Source organism: Paenibacillus sp. GYB006 (genome assembly GCF_036577645.1).
In the GTDB taxonomy this organism is placed as follows: Bacteria; Bacillota; Bacilli; order Paenibacillales; family Paenibacillaceae; genus Paenibacillus.
Window position 1 is genome coordinate 285831 of the sequence record NZ_JARBDA010000005.1, and the last position, 23388, is coordinate 309218.

Here is a 23388-nt window from a genome sequence, read left to right on the forward strand (position 1 = left end):
TCATCTTACACATAAGATGAGGGCTTTAGACCTGATTGTATTATTTTTTCTTGCGCATCATATCGAAATACGCAACGGGTTGTTCGACTTTTATTTTCACCATTTGCAGTGGATGACGGGCTGCATCTAGTAAATTTCCAGCTTCATCATAGATTTCTCCCACTTTTTGCTTGAAGAATGTACCATTCGGACCAAAGAACTCAATCTCGTTCCCCGTTTTAAAATAGTTCCGTTGTTGAATTGTAGCCATTTGTGAATTCGCATCGTAATCCATCACAAGACCTGCAAAGTCATAAGGAACTGCTTTTTCTTCCGGTTCGTAAATATGATCTTCATGATCTGGAGTATCGTAGAAAAATCCAGTATTCAGCGGGCGATTGGCTGCTTTTTGAATTTCTTCGAGCCATTCCGGTTTCAGTACATAATTTTCCGGATCAGCCATGTAAGAGTCGATCGCTTGACGATATACATTTACGACCGTTGCCACATAGTGAATGGATTTCATTCGTCCTTCGATTTTGAAGGAATCAATCCCCACGTCAATGAGATCCGGTATATTTTCGAGCATGCACAGATCCTTAGAACCCATCGTAAACGCTTGATCTCCTTCTTCATACAGCGGAAGCTGATTTACACCAAGCTCAAAATTCTTCAGTATCTGCGAATCTCTTGTATCTTCTTCCGATACCCATACTTCATTCTCTCTCGCATCTTCAAACAGATCATATTTCCAGCGGCAAGACTGACAGCATCCTCCACGGTTAGAGTCACGGTCTGTAAAATGGTTAGATAATACGCAGCGTCCCGAAAAAGAGGAACACATTGCGCCATGAATAAATGCCTCAATTTCGATATCTACATGTTCTTTGATCTCCGCAATCTCCTTAAGACTTGCTTCCCGTCCAAGAACAACACGCGGCAGACCTTCTTCTTTCCAGAACTGCACTGCTTGCCAGTTAATCGTTGATTGCTGTGTGCTAAGATGTACCTCAAGACCTGGAACGGCACGCTGTGCCACCTCAATAATAGCCGGGTCTGCTACGATAATAGCCGAAATTCCTGCTTCATATAACTCTTTGAGATAGGCTTCAATACCTTCTATATCTTCATTATGTGCATAAATGTTTGTCGCTACAAACACTTTTGCCCCATATTTATTAGCGAATTCAACACCTTCGCGCATTTCTTCAAAACTAAAATTGTCCGCATTGGAACGAAGGCCGTACTTTTGCCCTCCAATATATACAGCATCGGCACCATAGTGGATCGCAAACTTCAGCTTCTCTAAATTTCCTGCCGGAGCGAGCAGCTCAGGCTTGTCGAGCCGATAACGTTTGCCCGTATACTTAGGTTTCGTAGTCGTGTCCATTCCTTTTACCACCTCATATTAATAAACTTGTTCTTTATAGAAAAATCCAAATGACAGTTCGCGCTCAGGATCCTGCATTTCCCGTACTTCATCAAGCCAGGACTCATCAAACTGATAATTTAACGGATCAACCGTATAAGCATCAATTGCTTTACGATAAGCTTTTACAACTGCTTCATTGTATGCTGTGCTTTTTAGAATCCCTTCAATTTTAAAAGAATGCACGCCTGCGTTCATTAAAAGGTGGAGATCTTCCATAATACAAATATCTTCGGAGCTCATAATGTGGGTACCGTTCACATCTTCATAGATTGGAAATTTCTCATCCTGCCGCTCAGCCTCGATAAGGAAAAGTCCTCTGTGCAGTCCGAGATCTCCCTCTACAGGACGTCCTTGTTGCTGCATGTAACTGGCAACCAGCTGACGTTTGGAATGGTAAATGTTCGTCATACCATGAATCTGAACTTGTGCCTCTATTTCGAGCATGGGTACCATTTCTGTAATTTCATCCATGTTCAGTTCTCTTGCAAGCACTACTCGGGATGCACCTTTGCGTCCCCAATAATTCGAAGTACTGTAGTTGGTAGAAGTCATTTCCGCATTCCAGTGAAGCTTGATTTCAGGAGCAATCTCACGTACTGCCCGCAGAACCGATGGATCGTTGAACTCAACACCGTCAACTCCCGCTTCTTTAAGCCCGCGTACATAGTCTGGTATTTCTGGCAGAAGCTCATTTGTCATAATGTTATTCATCGAAACGTATACCTTGGCATGATAATTCTTAGCAAGCTTAACTGCTTCCTTCGTTTCTTCCAAAGTAAAACTGCCGGGTAATCGCATCCCAAAGCGATCATTCCCGATAAGTATTGCATCCGCTCCTGCTGTAAGCAGTACTTCTGCTTCCTGTAAATCACTTGCCGTCACCAGCAATTCATAAGGCCGAGTCAAAAGTCATCCCTCCGTTATTCCGCACTTTCTTTGCTTTTTTCTATATTTTTCAAATGTTCTTCATACGTCTTAGCAAAAAGGTGTTCCGAACTTCCGTCTTTTTTCGTAACATAAAATAAATAATCGGATGTTTCCGGTGATAATGCAGCCTCAATGGAACTTAGACTAGGGGCTGCAATCGGCCCTGGAGGCAGTCCGGTGTTTCTGTACGTGTTATATGGACTATCCACTTCTAAATCTTTATAAAGCAGACGTTCTTTCTGCTTACCCAGCAAATATTGAACGGTCGCATCGATTTGGAGCCTCATATTGCTCTCTAACCGGTTATAAATCACACTCGCTACCAAAGGTCTTTCCTCTGGGACGACAACTTCTCTTTCAATCAGTGAGGCCACAGTAAGGAGTTCATGCACCGTGAGGCCTCTTGCTTTTAGTTTGGCCTCAAAATCCGGGATAGAATCCAGTTTTTCCTGCATTTCAGTCAGCATACGTACAATAATATCTTCTGCTGTACTTCCTTTTGCAAGCTCATATGTCTCGGGAAATAAGTAGCCTTCCAGCTTAAATAGATAATCTGTGTTGTCTTTAATCTCAGCTACGATCGGAATACTACTAAATAACTCTGGCTGGTTTACAATATCCATGAAAAGTTCTTTTACTGTCGCACCTTCCGCGTCCAGCTTCTCCGCCATCTGTTTCAGTGTATATCCCTCAGGAATCGTAAATTTCAACGTTTCTTCTTGCTGTACATCTCCATTATTTAAAGCAGTAACAATTTCTTTGTAACTTTGACCAGGAACAAATGCATACGTACCCGCTTTAAAACCCGCACCTTCATTGTTCAGTTTCAAATATACTTTAAAGAATAAACTGTTTCGAATGATTCCATTTTCCTCTAGATTATCAGCGATCTGAGAGGTGCCCGTCCCTTTATCAATCGTGAAAATAACGGGTTCTGTGGATGCTGTAACAGGTTTTGTCGACTGCCATACATATAATGCACTGCCGGCAAGAACTACCAAAATGACCATAAGGATAATGAATCGCCTGAAGTATTTTGCTTTCAAAAAATCACAACCCCTTCACAGCCAAAAAGAGCGGACTGCTCCGCCCTCTCATCAACCGTATTTTAAGTAAGTATACCAAGAATTCTATAATAACATACAAAGCAGGCACCTCGGTAGAGGTGCCTCCTCATATTAACCTTGGTCGTCAGGTAAAGACCATTCATCATAGAGTTCCGCAATATTTTCCCATTCTTCATCATCTTCAATGGTATGAAGCTCTGGATGTCCTTCTGCTGTAAATTCTACACGCAAAAGTTCATATTCCTCGTTCTTACTTGTTAAGGATTGCAATACAGCATAACCCTGACCTTGCACTTCAAACTCAGCGAGCAGTTCATAAGGAACGGATTTACCATTCGCTTCTTCAAGCTCAACCTCTGTTCCAAATGCTTCTTGCAAGCGAGTCGTAATAGTTAGATCCGCTCTTGTAAAAGGAAAATCAGTCATCTATACATTCTCCTCGTCGTCTTCTGAATCGACGAGAGTATTAAAAGTTTCTTCCACAATCGCCCATTCTGCTTCATCTTGAATCATAAACAGCTTGATGTCGTCCCCTTCTTCTTCATAACGGAAGGCATAGACCTCTGACTCATCTTCGTCATCGTTCACATCGACAGGAACAACCATCATATATTTAGCGTCTGATCCATCTACATCGAAGGTCATGAGCACCTCAAACTCTTCGTCATTACCTTCTTCATCCGTAATATATATGATCTCGCGATCCTCTTCCATACCCATTTGAATATCAGTCATAGTAAACTCCCCCTCACCTTGTACTTTTGGCATCTAAATAATTTTGTAATATTAGGCTTGCGGCCATTTTGTCCACAACCTTTTTACGCTTCTTTCGGCTTACGTCGGCATCAACCAGCGTACGTTCCGCCGAAACGGTGCTGAGCCTTTCATCCCATAGGTGTACGGGCAAGTCCAATGTTTCCCGTAGCGTTTCTGCAAATTCGATGCAGATTTCACCACGAGGACCCACGGTGCCGTTCATGTTTTTGGGTAACCCGACGACGATTTCACTAACCTCGTTCATTTTGACAAGTTCAGTGATTCGTGCAATCTCGTCCCCTTCACGGCGCCGTTCAATAACTTCTAAACCCTGAGCAGTCCAGCCAAAGGCGTCACTAAGCGCAACGCCAATTCTGCGGTCGCCATAATCTAAGCCTAAGATCTTCATTCATTTCTCCTTATTCTTATCGGTGATTGGCCAGATAAGAACGTACTAATTCTTCAATCAGTTCGTCGCGTTCTTTTTTGCGGACCAGACTTCTTGCATTGTTGTGGCGCGGGATATAAGCAGGATCCCCGGAAATAAGATAGCCCACCATTTGATTAATGGGGTTGTAATCTTTTTCTTGAAGGGAGTCATACACTTTAAGAAGAATCTCTTGTGCAGAAGCTTCTTCCACATCGCCTTTCACATTAAATTTAACTGTCTTATCCATGGAGTCCATAACGACACCTCGCTTCTGCATAAATCAAAATTATTCATTTTGGTATGCCGAATTGATTTCTTCTTTATAATAACATATTCTGTCCTCTGTAAATATAGCAGGAAAGTGAGAATATTATGTTTTTTGTAAACGTTATAAAACCTTATCCCGCAATAATTTGTTCAGCAAGACGAAGTGCTTCATCAAGTTTAGCCGCATCTTTACCGCCAGCTTGAGCCATATCAGGGCGTCCACCGCCTCCGCCTCCGCATACTGCAGCGACTTCTTTCACGATTTTACCGGCATGCAGGCCTTTTTTCACCTGGTCTTGTGGGACAATGACAACGAAGTTAACTTTCTCCTCTGCTGCAGCACCAAGAACAATCACCGTATCAGGCAATTTCACTTTAAGCTCATCTGCCAGTGTACGAAGTGTATCCATTCCCGCTGCTTCAACGCGAGCCGTAAGTACTTTGGTATCTCCATGCTGAACTACTTTATCCGTAAGTTGTCCTGCTTCAATGGAGCTAAGTTTTCCTTGTAAAGATTCATTCTCACGAGTGAGTTCCTTGACTTGAGCATGCATTGCATCAATACGTTTTGGCACATCATTTAGATTTGATTTAAGCGAAGCTGCTGCTTGTTTCAAAAGATCTAATTGACTTTCCATGTATTCATATGCACCGCGTCCTGTCAAAGCCTCGATCCGTCTTACGCCAGACCCAATTCCGCTTTCACTCACAAGTTTAAACAAACCAATCTCCGACGTATTATTCACATGACAACCTCCGCACAGTTCAAGGCTGTAATCACCCACCTGTACAACGCGAACAATATCACCGTACTTTTCGCCGAATAGAGCCATAGCACCCATTGCTTTTGCTTCGTCAATGGATTTGTATTCGATAACAACCGGAATTTGTCTCCAGATTTGTTCGTTTACTTTACGTTCAATAACAGCCAGTTCTTCTGGTGTAATGCCGCCAAAGTGAGAGAAGTCAAACCGCAAGCGTCCTGGTTCTACAAGGGAACCTGCCTGATTAACATGGTCTCCTAACACTTCTTTTAGTGCCTTATGCAGCAAATGTGTTGCTGTATGATTTTTTACAATCGCTTCACGACTGGTTTTATCTACTTCAGCCTTGATGGAATCTCCAACACGAAGTTCCCCAGAATCGATGGTTGCCATATGAACATGTTGTCCAAGAGGCGCTTTGAAGAGACCTTTTACTTTAGCAAATACACTTTCACCGCGCAAAATACCTTCGTCACTCACTTGACCGCCGCTTTCGGCATAGAAAGGAGTACGGTCTAGAACGATCTGACAAGTATCGCCTTCACTTACGGAATCCACCATCTGTTCGTCACGAATAATGGCTACGACTTTGGCTTCGGTCACGAGGTCATTATATCCAACAAATTCACTTTTAACCGTAAGCTCCGAGATCGCTCCGCCTTGAATTTTCATACTCGCGTTATCTTGGCGTGCTGAACGTGCACGATTCCGTTGTTCTTCCATCGCCTTATCGAAGCCTTCGCGGTCAACCGTAAGTCCATGTTCCGCTGCATAATCTTCAGTAAGATCAAATGGGAAACCATAAGTATCATACAATTTAAAAGCATCGCTGCCGCTGATCATATTTTGTCCGTTTGCTTTTGCTTGTCCGCTAATCTCCGCAAGAATAGCAAGACCATCGCTTAGCGTTTCATGGAAACGTTCTTCTTCTGTTTTGATTACCTTCGCGATGAATTCGCGTTTTTCTACAACCTCTGGGTAGTATACGCCCATTACATCAGCAACCTGCTGAGTCAGCTCATACATGAACGGACGATCGAGCCCAAGCACTTTTCCGTAACGTACTGCACGGCGCAGCAATCTGCGGATAACATATCCACGACCTTCATTAGAAGGAAGTACACCATCACCTACAGCAAAAGCAACCGTACGAACATGGTCAGCAATTACTTTCAGAGCTACATCAGTTTCTACACTGTCGTTATATTTCACACCAGCCATTTCTGCTGTACGCTGAATAGTGGGCTGAAATAGATCTGTATCAAAGTTAGAATCTACGTTTTGCAAAATAGATGCAAAACGCTCGAGTCCAGCACCCGTATCAATGTTCTTGTTCGGAAGCGGAGTGTAGCTGCCATCTTTGTTATGGTTGAACTGGGAGAATACCAGATTCCATACTTCAAGATAACGTTCATTTTCCCCGCCAGGATACAGTTCTGGATCTTCAGGATCATTACCGTACGCTTCTCCGCGATCATAGAAAATTTCCGTACATGGACCACATGGACCTTCACCGATGTCCCAGAAATTCTCTTCTAATTTAATAATACGTTCTGCAGGCAGACCGATTTTTTCATTCCACAGTTTGAAAGCCTCTTCGTCTTCTGGATACACCGTAACTGACAAGCGCTCCGGATCAAATCCGATCCATTTTTTATCGGTCAAGAATTCCCATGCCCAAGTTACTGCTTCTTCTTTGAAATAGTCGCCGATGGAGAAGTTCCCCAGCATCTCAAAGAACGTATGGTGTCTGCGTGTTTTCCCTACATTCTCAATATCGTTGGTACGAATACATTTTTGAGAGTTAGCAATACGCGGATTCTCCGGTTTTACACGGCCGTCAAAGTAAGGCTTAAGCGGCGCCATACCTGCATTGATCCATAATAGAGAAGGATCGTTATGAGGTACAAGCGATGCACTCGGTTCAATTTTATGATTTTTGGTTTTGAAAAACTCGATCCATTTGGAACGGATTTCACTTGCCTTCATGGTCATAACCTCCGGTTTAAATTGTATATTGGATTAGCCGAAAAGATTACCTGCCCGCTAATTTAGGCCGCTTCATGCCCAGCTTGTTTTCCGATCGTCGTTGTTTCTGAAATCTCTGATCCAGTATTGCTTCCTGCTCTAATCATTTCAGAACCAAATACGAACGCTTCGCTTCTTCAAACATGCTGGTCATTACGCTAACGGGTAGCGGTGACATATCTTCCGGGCTAAAAAATATAAAGATTGAAAAGGTTACTCCCTACACTAAAAACAGGAGTAACAGATACAAAAAAACGAGCGGAACTTCTCAAGTAAAAAACAAAAAAACGCCCCTGAATAAATCAGGGACGAGAAGTTCGCGGTACCACCCTGGTTATCGCCATTACATTCTAATGCAAGAACTATGCAGCAAGCATGTCCTGAGCAAAAGAGTAAAACTAGCGATCGCCTTGTTAGAACCCGATAACGGAGGTCATCCGGCGGCTTTTAACCGCACTCCGAAATTAGCTTTCCGCCGCTTCATTTCAGGACTCTTCCAGCCTGCTATCCAAAAAGCACTTCGTACCTTAGATAGTAGGAGTCCCTTCTCTGTAGAAACACCCTGACGTACTTGATTTCATCACTGTATTTTACGATATACATATATATCCGATTATATCTTTAGAGCAGAATGGTGTCAATGCAAGCAGGCTGAGCTCATCAGGTTCTTTACTGATTCTTCACTGGTCCATTAAGGACCTTTTGCAGAGGCATATCTGAGAATAAATCAGCTCTATTTCAGTACTCCTAGTTCCTTCGCTACTCAATGGTTTTACGCTTGATATAGTACAAAAAGAAATGCTGGCATACCACCTTTAACACCGCAAAGACCGGGACAGCCAGAATTAACCCCACAATACCTGCCAGTTCTCCCCCTACCAGCAGGGCAAAAATAATGGTCAGTGGATGTAAATGAAGTGTTCTCCCCACAACCTGAGGAGAGATCACATTACTTTCGAGAATTTGGCATAGTGTATTTACGACAATGACGAAGATCAACATTTTTACGGATATGGTTGAAGCCATCACTACGGCAGGTGCTGCCCCAAGAAACGGTCCCAAATAAGGGACAATGTTAAACACACTCACCATACTTGCTAGAATAAGTGCATAAGGCATACCAATCACCATATATCCAATATAGGCAAATACACCCACAATAATACACACTAGGAATTGTCCTCTTATATAATTACCAAGAGCAGTATCAATCTCTTTGAGAAGCATAACAATCGATTTCCGCTGCGTCCGGGGTAAATAAGAAACAACGGCTTTTTCCATCACATCAAAATCTTTCAGCATATAAAAGATTAAGAAAGGTACGATGAAAATATTGAAAATGGTGCTGATGGTAGCCCCGATATTATCCATAAAGACAGAAATCCCGGAAGCCAGCTTATTCTCCATCTGATACATCCAGCCATTGATTCCTACACGAACGCCTGGTGGAATGAGATTACTGTTCATATTATTCAGCAAGCTTTGAGCATGCATATTCAGCTCAGGCAAATGTTCATTCAGTTGCTCCAATTGTTCTATAAACATCGGTATGACATTCATCAAAATAACAGCCAAAGATGTCAGAAATACAGCGTAGATGAGCAGAACCGCGATGGTACGCGGAACTTTACGTCCCCCAAGCATAGAAACAATCGGATTAAGAACATATGAAATAATTAATGCCACTAGAAAAGGGGCAAATATGGCTTTTAAAAAACCGTAAATTCCCAGCAGCATGGGACGCAGCAGCCACACAAAATACAGAATGACGAGGGCCAACAGCACGAGCAGTCCGTAACGGAACAGCTTGTTTTTCGATAGTTGTTCCACAGTAAGTTTCCTCCTCGGACAGGCTTATCCTTGTAAGTATATGTAATGAGTGGATAAATTAATCCTGAAGATCGAGGGGAAATCTGCTTACCTCATCTATAAAAATATAAAAACACTTGTACAGCTCGAAAAAATCATCTCAAGCTGCGCAAGTGTTTCTATATAGAAAAGCATTCTATTATATTTGATTTTTCATCCCCTATGTACCTTGCCCTGCCTCTAATCAGAAGTGCTAAACTACAATCAAGTCATATCAACGACAAAAGTGTGCCAGACCGTTTATAGAGGAAGTTATTAACAAAGGTTAAGGAGCAAGATGGATTCCTGGATACTCCTGAACGATCTCTTCTCCAAAGAAAAGATCGTCAAGTGAACTCAGTGTACCGTCTTCTTCTACTTGATACACCGACATTTTTTCCCCATTTACATTTAGTTCTATAAAACATCCCCAACAATAGAATTGATGAGAACCAATTTTACCTATATCTTTAGAGTTACAATTTGGACATTTCATTACATTTCCACCTATCCGTTAACAGAATGAATAGCATCTACTAAATGCTGCTCGCTTGCCGTAGGAACTACGACTGTATGTTCACCTATCTTCATTTCATCCGTGCGAGGCAACCATTTTCGACCTTCCATCAGATCCATTACAAAACCATCACTGATTTCAAGTCCTAATATATTCTTCCCCATTTTTTGGTCAAAATAAACATCTGTGATCCGTCCGAGTTGCAGACCTTCCTGCGTCATCACGGTCATATCCCTGAGTTTATGATGTCCTTTTAAATAACTATATTTTATGTTGTCAGCTTCCGTTTTACGGACAGCCTGTTTGTTTCGAATCATCACAGCATCGTTGCCATAAGCAAGGATGTCTTCCCAAGACACCGTTTTGACTTGTTTAGAAAAAAGAGATCTTCCATCCAATTCAATTCCGGTAAGCTGCCAATCTGTTGTTAAAATAAAATCGCAAATTTTACCGATCTTCTTGCCTTCTTCGATATCGAATACAGCAAGTCCAATCATTTCTTGAAATTTCATGACAGGATTATCCCTTCCATCACCTAGAGTCAATTATGAAATCGTATGCTCATCTTAGTATGCACAAGAAAACATATTAAGATTAGATACCTTTCCACTTAGGCTGGTGACAACAGACGTAATAATCCCTCCTTCGTCCTTGTACAAGGAAACCCTTACGCTCTACTACGCAGGCGTTTCAGGATGGTTCCAACTTTTTTTGCCGTATATTCCAAATCTTTTTTACTATTACCCAAACCAAAGCTAAATCGAATCGCTGAATCCATAATTTCTTTTGGCAAATTCATAGCTTCAAGGACATGAGAACGTTCAAGAGAACCAGATGTACAGGCCGAGCCGCTTGCCGCAGCAATCCCTTCTACATCCAAATTCATCAGCATCGTTTCTGTTTTCACTTCTGGAAAACTGACATTCACAATGTGTGATACCGTTTGCTGCGGATGTCCGTTTACAACGACCGCATTTTCTCCTGCTTCTTTTTGTAGCTCTTCAATAAAAAATTGACGCAGAGCCGCATCCTGAAGCATCCGTTCCTCCATCGTCTTCTCCAGGAGTTCCAGTGCTTTAGCAAAACCCACGATCCCCGCCATATTTTCAGTACCCGCACGGCGCTTGCGTTCCTGCAGCCCGCCATGGTTCATCGGCTCAAGCTTCATTCCTTTACGTACATATAGCAGCCCGATTCCTTGAGGTCCGTTGATTTTGTGAGCAGAAAAACTCATCAAATCTACAGGCAGCTGATGCAGATGTATTGGAATAGATCCCAATGCTTGAACGGCATCCACATGGAAAGGAATGTCGTGAGCTTTTGCAATCCGGCCAATCTCCTCAATATTCTGGACCGTGCCTACTTCATTATTGACATACATGATGCTAATTAAAATCGTATCCGGTCTGATCGCTGCCTCTACGTCAGCTGTGTCGATCATTCCATAGGAATCAACAGGGAGATAAGTAACTTCATATCCTTGCTTCTCCAGTGATGCAAGGGCATGAAGCACCGCATGATGCTCAATTTGACTTGTGATGATATGTTTTCCTTTATGCTGCGCAGCAGCTGCTATACCAAAGATGGCTAAATTATCACTTTCTGTTCCGCCTGAAGTGAACACAAGTTCGTCCGGAGAAGAGCCCAAATAAGCCGCCATCTTATCCCTCGCTTCACTTACGGAACGCTTCGCGGCACGCCCGAAAGCGTGCACGCTTGATGCGTTACCGAACTGGCCAGTCATTACCTCAAACATTGCAGTGGCAACTTCTGGATGCACAGGAGTAGATGCAGCATGATCCAAGTAGATATTCACTTTCTTTTCACCCCGCATTAAATATAGAACATATAGTTATCCGCGTCGGATTTTTCTTTATAAGATATGAGATCTTGTAACGTCGTCGAATCGAGTACATCTGCAATACTGTTTCGGATGCGGATCCATAAATCACGTTTTGCCGGATCATCTTCTTCTGTAAAGTCAACCGGTGAGATCGGTCCTTCGAGTACACGTATTACGTCTCCTGCTGTAATCGTGTAAGGTTCACGAGCTAAAATATATCCGCCGTACGCACCGCGAATACTTTTTACAAGTCCCGCATTACGAAGAGGAGCTATCAGTTGCTCTAGATAATGTTCTGAAAGTTGATTTTTCTCTGCAATACTTTTCAGTGAAGTTGGTCCTTCGCCAAAACGACCAGAGAGTTCCATCATAATTGTTAATCCATAACGGCCTTTGGTTGATATTTTCAAAGTAGGTACACCTCATTAATTTATAGTCATTTGTTTGTTATATCAGTAAAAGTCTCTTTGTCTTTTTCTATATTTCACCAATCCACTCTATTCCGATCATAACCCTTTGATAATGGTAACATAAGAATGCTGAATATGGAAAATAAACCTTGACGATAATAGTAAAAATGTCCGTCCTGGAAGGACATAAATACAGCTTTTCCATTCTATCGTAAGTTAACCACGAATGTGTTACAATAAAACGCGTAAAAACATTCTAATTAAAGATGGTGATGACGATGTCTAACGACAACAAAAACACCCGCGTCATCGTCGGCATGTCGGGAGGCGTTGATTCCTCCGTCACAGCACTGCTACTCAAAGAGCAGGGTTACGACGTCATCGGTATTTTCATGAAAAACTGGGACGACACCGATGAATTCGGACACTGCACGGCAGAAGATGATGCGGAAGATGTCCGCCGCGTCTGTGAACAACTGGATATCCCTTATTATACAGTTAACTTCGAGAAGGAATATTTTGATAAAGTATTTTCCTATTTCCTCGATGAATATAAGTCCGGACGGACACCGAATCCTGATGTCATGTGCAACCGCGAGATCAAGTTCGGAGAGTTTCTTAACAAAGCGCTTGATCTTGGCGCAGATTATGTGGCAACAGGACATTATGCAAGACTCGTTCAAGAAGATGGGAAATACACTCTTCTTCGCGGCGTAGACAATAACAAGGATCAAACTTACTTCCTAAATGCCCTCAGTCAAGAACAGCTTTCAAGAGCCATGTTCCCTATCGGGCACCTTCCTAAACCGGAAGTTCGGCGCTTAGCGGAGGAGGCAGGTCTATATACTGCCAAGAAAAAAGACAGTACAGGCGTATGTTTTATAGGTGAACGTAATTTCAAAGAATTCCTTTCTGGTTATTTGCCAGCTAAATCCGGAGACATGGTGGACATCGAAAGTGGTGAAGTAAAAGGCCGTCACGATGGACTCATGTACTACACCCTTGGGCAGCGTCAAGGTCTGGGTATCGGCGGTTCAGGTAACGGACAACCTTGGTTTGTAGCTGACAAAGATCTTACGAAGAACATTCTTTATGTCGTTCAAGGAGATCAGCATCCTAGCCTGTATTCAACAGGACTTATTGCGACAGATGTGAACTGGATTGCGGGCAGCGACCAAACGCCGAAGGAACCATTCCATTGCACTGCCAAATTCAGATATCGTCAGCCTGATCAAGGCGTTACTCTGACATGGCGTGAAGACGGTACTGTTCATGTTGCTTTTGATCAACAGCAAAAAGCGATCACCCCGGGACAAGCCGTTGTTTTCTATGATGGTGACGTTTGTCTTGGAGGCGGAACGATTGATCAAGTTGAAAAAGTGCCCTATGAGTCTAACATCCTGGTATAAAACAGAATTCTAAAATATAAGCCATCCCTCATGTATTACCATGAAGGATGGCTTTTTTCCTGCCTATAAGAAAAATCTTCTCCATTCTATCCCTTAATGAATGAAGATGCTGACAACCCAAATTCCGATCCAAGCAGCGATAAGTCCGAGCGTAACCGAACTGATCACATACATGCAAGCCTTGCGTACCTTATTTGCAGTAATCAGCTGCATCGTCTCATACCCGAATGTGGAGAACGTGGTATACGCTCCGCAAAATCCAGTGCCAAGCACTGCCCACCATACAGAGGATAACAACTCTGCTTTTGATAAAGCGAACAATACACCAAGCAAAAGCGATCCGCTGATATTAATAACCCATGTTCCCAAAGGAAATGGATGCGGCGAATCATCGTGTACCCTTTTCATGATGTAACGTCCTAACGAGTATCTCATAATTGCTCCGGCAATCCCGCCCAATCCTGCTAACCAAATCATCGCTTACTCTCCCTTGGATAGCGGGAGGGAATCATCCGTTCCCCTGCTTTTATACCGATGAGGCTCATGAGCAGCCCAATAACAACACTGAGCAAAATATAGCTTACTGCTAGACCCACTTGACGACCCTGAAACAGATGAATACTATCTACCGAAAAAGTAGAGAAGGTCGTAAATGCACCCGTAAACCCTGTACCGATAAGTAATCTCCATTCAGCAGAGATCTGCCACTTCACAGGGGTAATGGTGAAAAACCACCCTAGAAAAAAGCACCCTGCTAAATTGATCATTAGCACCGCTAGTGGAAAGTTAGAAGATGCAGGTTCCAGCCCTAACTGGACTCCATACCTAAGAACGGTGCCCAGAAAACCACCTGCTCCTACATATATCAGTTCTCTCATAACTCCGAAATTCTCCTCTGTACACATTGCTAGGGCTAGAACCAACACAAATCTCTCTATGCCCGTCCTCATTTAATTCTATGGTCAACGCCCTTGATTACGTATACGCCTACGGTCCTGGTTAATCTTAATCTTCGCTTCATTCCCTTGTTCCGAAGCTTCATAGAAAACGTAATTACTAATTTCTTTAGGCAAATACTGCTGCTCTACATAATGTCCCGGGAAATGATGCGGATATTGATAGCCTACATGACCAAGCTGTACTGAACCTTTGTAATGACCATCTCTAAGATGTAAAGGAACATCGGCAGACTTCAGGTCCTCAATCGCATTCATCGCGCTTGATATGGCTGTATATACCCGGTTCGATTTTGGACTTTCCACAGCAAACAATATAGCCTGCGCAATATTCAGCTTAGCTTCAGGCCAGCCGTTATTTCGGTAGGCATCCAGTGCAGCAACAGCCTGTACCATTGCATTTGGACTAGCCAGTCCAATATCTTCACTGCTTGCCGCAATCAGTCTGCGGATAAATACCATCGGGTCCATACCGAGCTTTTCTACAGCATATAAAAACCAGAATAAAGCGGCATCACTTGATCCGCGGATACTTTTATGAAAGGCGGATAAAACGTCATACTGGGTTGACTCGTCCGCTTTTACAATCGGCCGGCGTATCGATTCCTCCGCTACCGCAAGCGTAATATGCACCGTTCCGTCCTGCTGGGGAGGCGTAGTGAGCGCCGCCAGTTCAAGCGCATTCAGCGCTCTGCGAATATCCCCATTCGCCATCGTGGCAATATGAAGAAGAGCTTCATCATCGGCTGCAAGATCCATAAATCCAAGCCCTTTTTCTGGGTTCTGTAGTGCTCTTCTCATCGCTACTAATGAATGTTCCTTCGTTAAAGATTCCAGCTGAAACAAAGTCGAACGGCTGAGAAGGGCCCCATTTACATAGTGAAAAGGATTTTCCGTTGTTGCACCGATAAAAATAATCGTCCCTTTCTCGACAGCAGGAAGAAGCGCATCCTGCCTTGAGCTGTTAAAACGGTGGACTTCATCCAGAAACAAGATCGTCTTCGTTCCATACATTGCTTTATTATTCTGGGCTTGATCTATCACTTCGCGAACATCTTTAACCGTCGCATCAACCGCATTAAGACGAACGAAATGTCCCTTTGTATGATGAGAAATAATGTGTGCAAGTGTTGTTTTTCCGCATCCAGGCGGTCCATACAGAAGAATGGAAGATACCTGGTCTGCTTCAATCGCTCGTCTAAGCAGCTTTCCCGGACCTACGATATGTTCCTGACCAATATATTCATCTAGGTTCTGTGGCCGCATCCGGTCAGCAAGAAGCCTTGCTTTCGGCTCTGAATCCTGACTAAACGAGAATAAATCCATGATGCATTCACTTCCTTTACTTACTTAAGCCCTTAAACACTCTATCTTCTATGATAACATAGTGCCTTCTTGAGCTTGTTCTTCTGGCAATACATATACATTCTGAATGGGAACCGAGGGTCCATATTGTTTACGAATCACTTTTCTTGCTTCTATGGCAGTTCTGGCTTTTACAATCGTTTCTTTCGTTTGACCGCCTGCTTCTGTAATCACGACGTACCGTTTGGCGCCACATCTCATGAGAACACCTCCATAACAAACTTATTTTCTAACATTCCAGTTCAGCCGCATGAAACCCTTTTTTATATGGTAATATTAGTTAATCTAAACAAAATATAAGAGGGACTCTTTTATGAAAATTTCAAAATATTATCCGATTACCGCAGCCCTATCCGTTAATATCATTTTATTAGGTCGTTTTTTTCTATCTTACCACTATGATAAAGAAATCCTCATGTTACATTACGTTGTTTGCCTTGTCATGACTGTCACACTTTTATCTATCTACTTTAGTAGAGAATATCGTGAGCTAAAAACCGCTGTTTTGACAGATCAAATAATTGCGTCCGAGATGAGGAGTTTTTGGCCAAATTTAGTCACATCGATTCTCGGAATGGTAACAAGTGCTGTACAAATCTATTTTTCAGTCATCTATCATGACTCGATACCCTTGTTGAGAGAACTCGGATCAAAGTCACTAGAACACATTATTACAGATATCATATTCACCATACTACTCCACTCTTATTTACTTGTCCTATGGATCGTAAATCTTATTCGGCTCTATTTTAACCAGCGGGAACTACATCGTAAAAAGAAACAAGCTATAGTGCTCCCACCCCAAGAATCGCGGGAGAACGAGTAAAATGACTTAGAAAATCTTTTCAACTTTAGCTCTAAACAAAAAAGCTGAGGGCGATGCATATCTCTCATAAATGAGATTATGATTTTCCCTCCAGCTTTTTTTATTAGTGACATTCAGGCACAAGGCAGCTTATTCGCTTGGCCAGCCGTGTATTACCACTTCTTTTGCTTCTTGCTCCACGTAAACGGGACGCTCACTGCCATTCATAAGCCACAACTCATGGAGTGCACGGGTACATCCTACATACAGCAGTTTCGCATCCCAAGAGCTGTTTCCATAGTGATCCTGGTCGGCATCAGCTACAATCACTGCGTCGAATTCAAGCCCTTTTGATAAATACACAGGCAATACAGAGTAACCGCCCTCGTACTGCTTTTTCCCATCATCAATTAAATTCACTTCTACTCCAGCGCTTTTCAGCTCCTCGTATAATTCCTTTGCTTCATGAAGGGTACGTGTCACAATGGAAACCGTTCTGTATTCCTTATCGATTAGATGCTGCATCGCCTTTTGGAGCGCATTCTTTCTTGAATCCTCTCCATAATCAATAAGCCTAACCCCGTCACCGCTCCGGAACACCGGAACCGCTGTAATGCCGCTTTGTACCCCTTTTTCGAGAATGGTATTCGCAAACTCAATAATCTCCATGGTGGATCGGTAACTTCGAGTAAGCGCAAAGTAATCATTATGTTTTTCGGCAAAAAGCTGGCTCATCTCTTCCCACCGGTGAACTCCCCGATATGCATGAATTCCTTGTGACAAATCGCCAAGAATCGTGAATGAGTGACCCTTCACAAACAGATCCAATAATGCGATCTGAAACGGCGAGAAATCTTGTGCTTCATCGATAACAACATGATCAAAACGCTGTTCGCCTGAAATTTCATTGACGAGTACGTGTAAGTAAACCAATGCAGGAAGGTCCTCTTCTCGCACCACATTTAGCTTGAGATCCGCTGCCGTCGATTTCATTACCGATTGCGGAATCTGCTTTCGTATTTCGTCTGGAATGACACTTCCGCCTTTAGCTACCTTAAATATATGTTTATACAAAGTAAGAGGCTCATATTTGGGCCATTTATTTGCATATGCTTTTTCTCTTGCTGACGCTTTTTTCTTTCTCTCTTTCTGCACCGCTACAGAAGGGGCCTTTTTCAGTTCCATCTCGATCCAGCGGTGGATCCGGGCCATCACCCGTTCTTTTCGCTTGGCAAGGGGATAAGGTTTATATTCCTCGTCAAACCATTTGATAATCTCTGCCCGCGGCAGCACCTTCCCATCCCATGGAGAGAAATCCATATCAGGAACCGAGGTCATCTCCATCTGCTCTACACAGCTACGCAAGATGTCCATGAACTTCATTGAACCCTTAAACCTACCCGGGACTTCATCCGTAATCTCAGGCAGTTCTCCTTCTCTCTCAAACCAATAATCCAGTGTCTCTGTCGCATCGGCAAGCCGTACATCAAGGTTCAGCATTTGAAGAGCCCAGTCCGAAAATGTACTCTGCTGAATATCCCCTACACCCAGTTCAGGCAGTACATTAGAAATATAATCAAGGAACATATTGTTCGGTGCAAATATGATCATTTTATCTGCAGATACTTGTTCCTTATACTGATACAGTAAAAAAGCAAGTCTATGCAAAGCAACGGTCGTCTTACCACTTCCCGCCACCCCTTGTATGATCAGCGCTGTATTCCGTGCTGCCCGAATGATCCGGTCCTGTTCAGCCTGAATCGTAGATACAATGTCACGCAGTTTATTATCTTTATTCTCACCTAGTCGGTAAACGAGAAACTCATCCGATACAGCCGGCTGATCACTATCCCGATTATAGGTATCTGCCACACGTTCTAAAATTTGTTGTCTAATGACGATATTTCGTTTTAGATATACAAGTCCTTCTACGACCCCTTCTGGAGATTCATACTCCGCAGGCCCTTCTCCCCCGGTAAAGGAATAAAAGAGACTAGCTATAGGGGCACGCCAGTCGATTACGAGCGGCTGGTCTGTATAATCTTCCCGATCTACACCAACCTTGCCAATGTATAGCGGCTTCATCTTGTTTGTGCCTTGTTCTTCAAAATCAAGACGTCCGAAATAAGGCTCTTTTACAATTTTGGAAAGACGCTGACGGCGCTCTTCTCGTCCTGCTTCAAGCACTTGCTCTGTAAAGTCATGCCCTGTATACACAGGTATAGACTTAAACTTAGCGAGCTGCCGGTCTACTTCCTTCATTGTGTTTTTCAGCCTCTGTTCTTCTTCTTGATAGGCACTTTGAAACGTTTCCTCCATGTTCAGTTACCTCCTAAGAATTGTTTTTGCATTCGGACGTTTATCCGTACCGCAAAAGGAGTATCAATATAACACAATTGATGGAAAAAAGCTATTCTGTTTACCTGTCCCTACATTGCATAAAGAAAGAAGCCTTGCCACTTAGGGCGAAGCTTCCATTTACAAATTTCACAGCTTATTTATTTTACAAGATTCAATTTCACAGCACCTTTATATGAGTTATGAAATTGATTCACAAGAGTGCATAAATAATAAAGTTAAGTAAAAACAGGGCCGCAATTCCATACATGACTTTAGGTACTTCTTTTGCTTTTCCAGCAGCGATTTTGGCTACGGGGTATGCAATAAAACCGAAAGCCATCCCATCTACAATACTGTATGTGAATGGAATCATCACCATAATTAAAAATGCCGGAAAAGCTTCCGTGTATTCGGAAAAATCCATATCTTTCACGCTTTGTACCATAAGTCCACCGATTACAATTAGAATTGGAGCAATTGCACTATCCGGAATCAGCGTAAGAACAGGAATGAAGAAAAAGGTAGCACAGAAAAGTATGGCAGTCGTAAACGATGTCAGTCCGGTTCTTCCCCCAGCAGCGATCCCTGCCGTTGTTTCCGCAGCAGCTACGACAGGACTGGTTCCGAAAATACCGGCAAACACATTCGTAATGGATAGAGCACGCAGACTCCCAGGGAATGTTTCAGGCCGGCCAATAATACTCGTGTGAGATGCAATGAGTCCAATGTTCTCGAAGACGACAATAAGCAATAGTAAAAATACAGCAATCCAAAAAGATAACTGTACAAGTCCCCCAAATGACAACTCAGCGAAGAGCTGGCCATATTGCTGAAGAGGCTCTGCCGCCGACATCATTTGTGCAGGAAGTTCCGCCGCTCCCAGCAGATAAGCAAGGGCCGTTCCCGATACCATACTGATCAGTAGACCTCCAGGCACATTTCGAACAAATAGAACAAACGCGAGCAGTAAAGTTATACAGGCAGTCAGCACTCCTGGGTCATCAAAATGTCCGATCGTAACAAATGTCGTTTGATGTGCAACCACGATCCCGCTCTTCTGCAGCCCGATAAACGTAAGGAAGAGTCCAATCCCTACTGTAATTCCATGTTGCAGATTGTGCGGTATTGCCTCACTGATCACTTTATATAGACTCGTAAAAGCAACCACGGCAAACAAGATCCCAGTTACGGTAACTACTGCAAGCGCTTCTTGCCAGCTCAAATTCATAGAGTGAACAAGCGTGTACGTAAAAAATGCATTAATCCCCATACCCGGAACGACAATAATAGGTGATTTACCGATGAAAGCCATCAGTAAACATCCTGCAATGGAAGTCAGAAGCGTACCTACCATTGCTGCCTGCAGCGGCATTCCCGCATCCGCCAGAATAGAAGCATTAACCATCACAATATACACAATGGCAAAATACGAGATGATTCCCGCGCCTATTTCTTTCTTCACTACATCATCCTGCCTCATTCCCAGAGAACGAGTCCACCCATTTTGCTTCATGTTTATGTTCCTCTTTCCTTTCCTACATTCACCTATAGACATAGAAAAGCGTGAACACCAAGCGTTAAGTGTTCACGCGGATAAATCTAGTTTGTACATAGTTCTCTTACATTACACAGAAATGTCAGCGAGCAGATCGCGAATGGCTTCACTGACCATAATAAGCCCAACTACGGGAGGGACATAAGCATTGCTAGCCGGAGGCTGCTTTGCTTTACGAATTTCAGGTGCATTTTCGGGAACAATCTTTTCAGTCACATCTTGACGCGGCTTTATCGGTTGTTCGGTAGAGAAAACGACTTTAACTCCTTTTTTAATCCCTTCTTCTTTACGAAGCTTATTGCGTATTACTCTTGCAATGGGATCCATTGATGTTTTGGAAATATCCGCAACCTCAAATTTGGTTGGATCCATTTTATTCGCTGCGCCCATACTAGAGATCATCGGAATACCTCTCTTACGGCATTCTTTAATCAGATGGATTTTGTAAATAATCGTATCGGACGCATCTAGTACATAATCCAGATCGTATTTAAAAAGTTCTTCATAGGTTTCGTCCGTGTAGAACATATTTAGTGCGATTGCATCACATTCTGGATTGATGAGTTTTACCCGATCTACCATTAGATCCGCTTTTTTCTGACCAATTGTTGTGGTCAGCGCGTGAATTTGACGATTAATATTCGTAATATCCACGACATCTTTATCGATCAGGATAATCCGTCCTACCCCAGATCTTGCCAGGGCTTCGACTGCCATAGAACCTACGCCCCCGATTCCAAGAACAGCTACTGTGCTGTTCTTGAGTTTGTCGAGGCCTTCTGCTCCGATGGCAAGTTCTGTTCTAGAAAATTGATGTAGCATGGTGACTTTTTGTCCCCCTTACTTAATTCTTTTCTGCTTTGACTTTACGTGCCACTCGGATATGAAGTTGCTCGAGTTGTTTCGCATCAACTTCGGAAGGTGCATTCATAAGCAGATCTGTTGCGCTTGCTGTTTTCGGGAAAGCAATCGTTTCACGCAAGTTTGTACGGCCTGCAAGAAGCATAACCAGACGGTCAAATCCAAACGCAATCCCGCCGTGTGGTGGTGTACCATATTCAAATGCTTCCATCAGATATCCAAACTTATCGTTTGCTTCTTCTGGAGACAAACCAATTGCATTAAACATTTTCTCTTGGATGTCACGTTTGTAAATACGCATCGAACCACCGCCTACTTCATAACCGTTGAGTACAAGGTCATAAGCTTGAGCACGAATCTGACCTGGATCTGTTTCGAACAGGTGAAGGTCTTCATCTTTTGGACGTGTGAACGGATGGTGTTCCGCTACATAACGTTTTTCATCCTCATCATATCCGAGGAGAGGGAAGTCTACGACCCAAGCAAACTTAAATTTGTTGTCATCGATCAGACCTAGGTCACGGCCGATTTTCAAACGGAGCGCCCCGAGTACATCGGCTACCACTTTTTTGTTATCCGCGGAGAATAACAGCAAGTCTCCATCTTCTGCGCCTGTACGTTCTCTAATTGCTTCAATTTCTTCCGGGGACATGAATTTTACGATAGGTCCTTTGAATTCCCCTTCTTTTACTTGAATCCATGCAAGCCCTTTAGCTCCATAACGAGCAGCATAAGGTCCAAGATCGTCGATCTCTTTACGCGTCCAAGTTCCGCAGCCTTTTGCGTTTAAGCATTTTACTTCTCCGCCTTTTTCAATGACAGAAGCAAATACTTTCACTCCGCTTGTGGATACAATATCATTCATTTCTACCAGTTCCAGTCCGAAACGAAGATCCGGTTTATCTGAACCGTATTTGCCTATGGCATCAGCATAAGTAATACGTTGGAAAGGAGTCTCAAGTTCAATTCCTTTGGTTTCACGGAACAATTTAACCATGAGTTCTTCCATCATTGGAAGCAGATCATCCTGCTGCAAGAAGGAAGTTTCGATATCGACTTGTGTAAATTCAGGTTGACGGTCCGCACGAAGATCTTCGTCACGGAAACAACGAGCGATTTGGTAGTAACGCTCAAGTCCGCTCACCATTAGCAGCTGTTTGTAGATTTGTGGAGATTGTGGAAGAGCGAAGAACTCTCCATCATGCACACGGCTTGGTACCAAATAGTCACGTGCACCTTCTGGTGAACTTTTCGTCAGAATTGGTGTTTCTACTTCAACAAAGTCTTGTCCGTCTAAAAAGTCACGGAATACTTTTGCTGCTTTTGAACGAAGTTTAAGCGTTTTTTGCATTTCAGGACGACGCAAGTCCATATAGCGATATTTCAGACGCAGAGACTCATCTACTTCAATTCCATCTTCAATGAAGAATGGAGGTGTTTTTGCTGCATTCAGTACTTCGATTTCTGTGATTTGCACTTCAATTTGCCCCGTCGGCAAGTTTGCGTTAACGGTTTCTTCGTCACGTTTCACTACGGTTCCTGATACGGCAATAACATACTCGGAACGAACGCGATCTGCAATACTCAGTGCTTCACCGGAATATGCCGGGTTAAATACAACCTGTACAATACCACTGCGGTCACGCAGGTCAATAAAAAGAACGCCTCCCAAGTCACGGCGAGTTTGTACCCATCCGTTCAGTGTTACCGTTTGTCCAATATGTTCGGTCGTCAGTGTACCGCAATAATGACTTCTTTTCATTTGTGATTGCTCCCTTATAGTTATAATGCACCCACCTAAATCCTCCCTGACAGGGAGGACCCCAGAA

The 23388-nt window shown here is 43.1% G+C and carries 23 protein-coding genes; 2 read left to right on the forward strand and 21 right to left on the reverse strand.

Annotated features, from left to right (window positions below; genetic code table 11):
* Positions 1-40: 40 nt before the first annotated feature.
* From PV403_RS14685 to cymR, 13 genes are all read right to left on the reverse strand, one after another.
* A complete protein-coding gene (locus PV403_RS14685; protein WP_213534314.1) occupies positions 41-1369 on the reverse strand; it encodes a peptidase U32 family protein in 1329 nt (442 codons plus the stop codon).
* Positions 1370-1387: 18 nt separating this feature from the next.
* Complete coding sequence (locus PV403_RS14690; protein ID WP_213534315.1) at positions 1388-2317, reverse strand: peptidase U32 family protein; 930 nt, start codon at positions 2315-2317, stop codon at positions 1388-1390.
* 14 nt (positions 2318-2331) lie between these two features.
* Entirely contained in the window at positions 2332-3348 is a 1017-nt protein-coding gene (gene mltG / locus PV403_RS14695) for an endolytic transglycosylase MltG (protein WP_332085156.1), read from the reverse strand.
* A 168-nt stretch (positions 3349-3516) separates the two neighbouring features.
* Positions 3517-3831 carry a DUF1292 domain-containing protein gene (locus PV403_RS14700; RefSeq protein WP_213534317.1) on the reverse strand — a complete coding sequence of 105 codons (315 nt, stop codon included), beginning with the start codon at positions 3829-3831 and terminating at the stop codon, positions 3517-3519.
* The gene (locus tag PV403_RS14705; protein WP_213534319.1) at positions 3832-4140 is read right to left on the reverse strand and encodes a DUF1292 domain-containing protein; all 309 of its coding nucleotides are present in this window, start codon (positions 4138-4140) and stop codon (positions 3832-3834) included.
* A gap of 13 nt (positions 4141-4153) precedes the next feature.
* The gene (ruvX, locus tag PV403_RS14710; protein ID WP_213534321.1) at positions 4154-4570 is read right to left on the reverse strand and encodes a Holliday junction resolvase RuvX; all 417 of its coding nucleotides are present in this window, start codon (positions 4568-4570) and stop codon (positions 4154-4156) included.
* 16 nt (positions 4571-4586) lie between these two features.
* Positions 4587-4847, reverse strand: a complete 261-nt coding sequence (locus PV403_RS14715) for an IreB family regulatory phosphoprotein (protein WP_160034448.1) — start codon at positions 4845-4847, stop codon at positions 4587-4589.
* A gap of 142 nt (positions 4848-4989) precedes the next feature.
* Positions 4990-7611 (reverse strand): alanine--tRNA ligase, encoded by a 2622-nt coding sequence (gene alaS, locus PV403_RS14720; RefSeq protein WP_332085124.1) that lies wholly within the window; start codon positions 7609-7611, stop codon positions 4990-4992.
* 798 nt (positions 7612-8409) lie between these two features.
* Positions 8410-9480 carry an AI-2E family transporter gene (locus PV403_RS14725; RefSeq protein WP_213534326.1) on the reverse strand — a complete coding sequence of 357 codons (1071 nt, stop codon included), beginning with the start codon at positions 9478-9480 and terminating at the stop codon, positions 8410-8412.
* A 304-nt stretch (positions 9481-9784) separates the two neighbouring features.
* On the reverse strand, positions 9785-9994 hold the full coding sequence (locus PV403_RS14730; RefSeq protein ID WP_160034442.1) for a hypothetical protein: 210 nt from the start codon (positions 9992-9994) through the stop codon (positions 9785-9787).
* An 11-nt stretch (positions 9995-10005) separates the two neighbouring features.
* A complete protein-coding gene (locus tag PV403_RS14735; RefSeq protein ID WP_213534328.1) occupies positions 10006-10527 on the reverse strand; it encodes a PRC-barrel domain-containing protein in 522 nt (173 codons plus the stop codon).
* A gap of 155 nt (positions 10528-10682) precedes the next feature.
* Positions 10683-11771, reverse strand: a complete 1089-nt coding sequence (locus PV403_RS14740; RefSeq protein WP_442951766.1) for a cysteine desulfurase family protein — start codon at positions 11769-11771, stop codon at positions 10683-10685.
* 77 nt (positions 11772-11848) lie between these two features.
* Positions 11849-12268: a cysteine metabolism transcriptional regulator CymR gene (gene cymR / locus PV403_RS14745; protein ID WP_191798711.1), complete on the reverse strand. Its 420-nt coding sequence runs from the start codon at positions 12266-12268 to the stop codon at positions 11849-11851.
* A 278-nt stretch (positions 12269-12546) separates the two neighbouring features.
* Here cymR and mnmA point away from each other — a divergent pair, with 278 nt between their 5' ends.
* Complete coding sequence (mnmA, locus tag PV403_RS14750) at positions 12547-13677, forward strand: tRNA 2-thiouridine(34) synthase MnmA (protein ID WP_442951765.1); 1131 nt, start codon at positions 12547-12549, stop codon at positions 13675-13677.
* Positions 13678-13770: 93 nt separating this feature from the next.
* Here mnmA and crcB (PV403_RS14755) read toward each other — a convergent pair whose 3' ends face one another.
* The 4 genes from crcB (PV403_RS14755) to PV403_RS14770 form a co-directional block, all read right to left on the reverse strand.
* Positions 13771-14154, reverse strand: coding sequence for a fluoride efflux transporter CrcB (gene crcB / locus PV403_RS14755; protein WP_332085129.1), 384 nt, complete (start codon positions 14152-14154; stop codon positions 13771-13773).
* Complete coding sequence (crcB, locus tag PV403_RS14760; RefSeq protein ID WP_332085130.1) at positions 14151-14555, reverse strand: fluoride efflux transporter CrcB; 405 nt, start codon at positions 14553-14555, stop codon at positions 14151-14153. The genes crcB (PV403_RS14755) and crcB (PV403_RS14760) overlap by 4 nt, the downstream gene beginning before the upstream one ends.
* Before the next feature lie 84 nt (positions 14556-14639).
* The gene (locus PV403_RS14765) at positions 14640-15959 is read right to left on the reverse strand and encodes a replication-associated recombination protein A (RefSeq protein WP_332085131.1); all 1320 of its coding nucleotides are present in this window, start codon (positions 15957-15959) and stop codon (positions 14640-14642) included.
* Positions 15960-16007: 48 nt separating this feature from the next.
* Positions 16008-16199 (reverse strand): hypothetical protein, encoded by a 192-nt coding sequence (locus PV403_RS14770; protein ID WP_332085132.1) that lies wholly within the window; start codon positions 16197-16199, stop codon positions 16008-16010.
* Between the two features lie 112 nt (positions 16200-16311).
* Between PV403_RS14770 and PV403_RS14775 the strand changes: the two genes are divergently transcribed.
* Positions 16312-16824 carry a hypothetical protein gene (locus PV403_RS14775; protein ID WP_332085133.1) on the forward strand — a complete coding sequence of 171 codons (513 nt, stop codon included), beginning with the start codon at positions 16312-16314 and terminating at the stop codon, positions 16822-16824.
* Between the two features lie 129 nt (positions 16825-16953).
* Here the strand turns inward: PV403_RS14775 and PV403_RS14780 are convergent, their stop codons facing one another.
* The 4 genes from PV403_RS14780 to aspS all read right to left on the reverse strand — a co-directional run bounded on the left by PV403_RS14780 (position 16954) and on the right by aspS (position 23321).
* Positions 16954-19122 carry a HelD family protein gene (locus PV403_RS14780; protein ID WP_332085134.1) on the reverse strand — a complete coding sequence of 723 codons (2169 nt, stop codon included), beginning with the start codon at positions 19120-19122 and terminating at the stop codon, positions 16954-16956.
* Between the two features lie 232 nt (positions 19123-19354).
* Complete coding sequence (locus PV403_RS14785) at positions 19355-20656, reverse strand: NCS2 family permease (protein ID WP_213534346.1); 1302 nt, start codon at positions 20654-20656, stop codon at positions 19355-19357.
* A gap of 111 nt (positions 20657-20767) precedes the next feature.
* On the reverse strand, positions 20768-21520 hold the full coding sequence (locus PV403_RS14790; protein WP_160034420.1) for a tRNA threonylcarbamoyladenosine dehydratase: 753 nt from the start codon (positions 21518-21520) through the stop codon (positions 20768-20770).
* A 22-nt stretch (positions 21521-21542) separates the two neighbouring features.
* Positions 21543-23321 (reverse strand): aspartate--tRNA ligase, encoded by a 1779-nt coding sequence (gene aspS, locus PV403_RS14795; protein ID WP_213534348.1) that lies wholly within the window; start codon positions 23319-23321, stop codon positions 21543-21545.
* Positions 23322-23388 lie beyond the last annotated feature (67 nt).